Annotated in this window: 2 protein-coding genes; both read left to right on the plus strand. The window is 36.7% G+C overall.

Going from position 1 to position 1,927, the window contains the following annotated elements:
* The first annotated feature begins 186 nt into the window (after nucleotides 1-186).
* Nucleotides 187-621 (plus strand): cytidine deaminase, encoded by a 435-nt coding sequence (locus M3210_RS19765; RefSeq protein ID WP_251517988.1) that lies wholly within the window; start codon nucleotides 187-189, stop codon nucleotides 619-621.
* A gap of 178 nt (nucleotides 622-799) precedes the next feature.
* Nucleotides 800-1,042 carry a hexameric tyrosine-coordinated heme protein gene (locus M3210_RS19770; RefSeq protein WP_251517990.1) on the plus strand — a complete coding sequence of 81 codons (243 nt, stop codon included), beginning with the start codon at nucleotides 800-802 and terminating at the stop codon, nucleotides 1,040-1,042.
* The last annotated feature ends 885 nt before the right edge of the window (nucleotides 1,043-1,927 follow it).

A 1,927-nucleotide genomic window follows, 5' to 3' on the forward strand; every position in this document is an offset into this window, starting at 1 on the left:
AAGCAACATGTGCAAAAAAATAAAATAACCGTAAATCTGTTTAAAACATCTCAGATTCACGGTTATTTGGCGTTTCTGTTTTTAATTTTAGTTGCTTCTATTATAAAATTTCTTAGTTCGGGCTTACCCATAACCTGTTATTTTAGTATATTAGATTAAGAAAAGTACAATTAGGGGGAAATCGATTTGCTGAAAATTAAGCCACTAGATACTGAAGACTACGAACTGATTCAAGCTGCCGAACAAGTGATAGAAAAAAACTATCGATATGGCAAACACCATATCGGGGCAGCGATACGAACGGCATCTGGTAAAATATTTTCCGCTGTTCATTTGGAAGCGAATGTCGGAAGAATTACCGTTTGCGGGGAAGCAATGGCACTTGGAAAGGCTATATCAGAAGGGGAACATGAATTTGACTCTATTGTGGCTGTCGCTCATCCACATCCTCATGAAAATATAGATCACTGTTGGGTCGTCACTCCTTGTGGCATGTGCCGTGAGTTATTGAGTGACTATGGAATAGACATGGAAGTAATCATTCCCTACGATGGAGAAATAGTAAAGTGTCAAGTTTCCGAGCTATTACCTGAAAAATATACGAGCGATGAACCATCTTGATAGTTGAACTTTTTACATAAGATTCCTTCTTTTAATAATATGATATTTATTACAGCATGCTGCTAAAAACGGCATGCTTTTCATTTGCTTAAGGGGTAATACCATTTGGAAATTAGATAGAACATATCATCTTTCCTAGCTTCATATGATGGAATTAATATGATAAGGAGTGGATAGTATGGATGAATGGATTAAAAGTTTAAAAACCAATACACCACAGGAAGGTTTTGAGTTGGCGATCAAACTTGCAACTAAAGGAATTGAATATGTCCAACCAGATGAGAAGATTAGGAAAAAGATAAGACCAAAATACTCTCGAAACCCAGATAATCTCATTGCAGCTTCAGAAGTTATTGCAATTCATTACCAAACTGTTGCAGCTGCCAACAACTACTGGAGAACGAATAAAAGAGTCTATTGAGAAAATAGAGGGAGCTCATTCGAATAATTTATTTATTCGTTTTCAACTCCCTCTGTCACTTTACCCTTCCCCACTTACTATCGCATTCGTTTTGCCAAAGTTAAAAACAAGTATAATAACAAGAAAGAATATAAGACAATCCATATAAATGGGAAGACTGAAAGGCCTGAAACACTATCACCGTTCCAATGATATAAAGCAGTTTGTGTCGCAGTCGCTGGAGGGATAATCCATGTTAGAAATTTCAAAGGTAAAGGCAGAATCTGAGCAATTCCTAGAGCCGCTATAGAGAGCACAATGACCAGGGTCAACCCACCAAAAGAATTTATCGAACTTGTCATGATGGCTCTGCTGAAAAAACTAGCAATACTAACCCCTAATATTGCTAGAATCATGTGATTTACGAACGAGATTGTAACAATAGTAACCGTTAAAGGATCGTTAAACATGGAAAACACAATGGGATATAGAATAGCATAGAAGGAAAGAAAAACAGCGATAATCACAACAGAGATAATTTTAGATATGTAGTACCGGTTCCATCCCCCTGTATGTAACGACAAAACCCCACGGTGCACAGGGGATTCGATGGATAAGATACTTAAGCTTAACCATGCAGATATAATATAAACAATGATGGCCGTTACAGCATAACTATCAATTATTGGGTTTGGTTTATACGTATAGAAAATAAAGATCAAAATGACGAAAGTGGAAAGGGGTGGAAAATATTTATGGGACCGAATATAGTCATGCAAGGGGAGTGTAAAATAAACTGTGTAAGTGAGAGAGCGTACGGCTCTTGCTTCGCAGTTTATTTTTTTATTGTTAGAATAAACATATAAGATTGGGAGGTTATTCTATTGACTAAGTCAAAGCGAGATC

It is taken from the genome of Oceanobacillus luteolus (assembly GCF_023715655.1).
In the GTDB taxonomy this organism is placed as follows: domain Bacteria; phylum Bacillota; class Bacilli; order Bacillales; family Amphibacillaceae; genus Oceanobacillus; species Oceanobacillus luteolus.

Coding starts and splice junctions, on each gene's coding strand:
- M3210_RS19770 (WP_251517990.1), top strand. CDS start 800: ATGGATGAATGGATTAAAAGTTTAAAAACCAATACACCACAGGAAGGT.